Consider the following 511-nt stretch of genomic DNA (forward strand, 5'->3'; position numbering starts at 1 on the left):
GTTTGGTTAGCTTGAGAAAGCATGCTGATGCCTGCTTCGTTTAAAATTTTGAACTTTGTCATGTTAGACATTTCTTTTGCCATATCAGCATCTTCAATTTGAGAAGCAGAAGCTGCCATATTAGTAGCTTGGCTCGTTACGTTGTTTAAGTTATGGTCTAAACGGTTTAATTGAGAACCGAAAGTTGCTCTAGCGTCAGCAATTTCTTGAATAGCAGTGTCAAGAGCTGTGATTTGAGCTGGTGCAGAAGCTGCATTTAAAGCCTTATCTGCGCCTGTAGCTGTAGGTGTAGCTAAAGTTGCAGTTGTTATAGCTTTTGTATCGATAGCTGTGATTTTCATTGTATCATTTGAAGCGTCAGAAAGCTGAATTGTGATATCTTTCCCACCACCACTTAAAAATGCGTTACCGTTGAAATTTGTTTTGTCAGCAATATGATCAATTTCTTGTGCTAATGCTTGATACTCTTTGTCCATAGATGCGATATCTTTATCGTTGTTAGTACCGCTTG

At 38.6% G+C, this 511-nt stretch carries 1 protein-coding gene; it reads right to left on the reverse strand.

Features of this window, described 5'->3' with window-relative positions; translation table 11 throughout:
- The coding region (locus QO049_RS30505; RefSeq protein WP_284489823.1) for a flagellin at nt 1-511 on the reverse strand (511 nt) is incomplete at both ends.

Source organism: Bacillus sp. RB3, assembly GCF_030164735.1.
In the GTDB taxonomy this organism is placed as follows: domain Bacteria; phylum Bacillota; class Bacilli; order Bacillales; family Bacillaceae_G; genus Bacillus_A; species Bacillus_A cereus.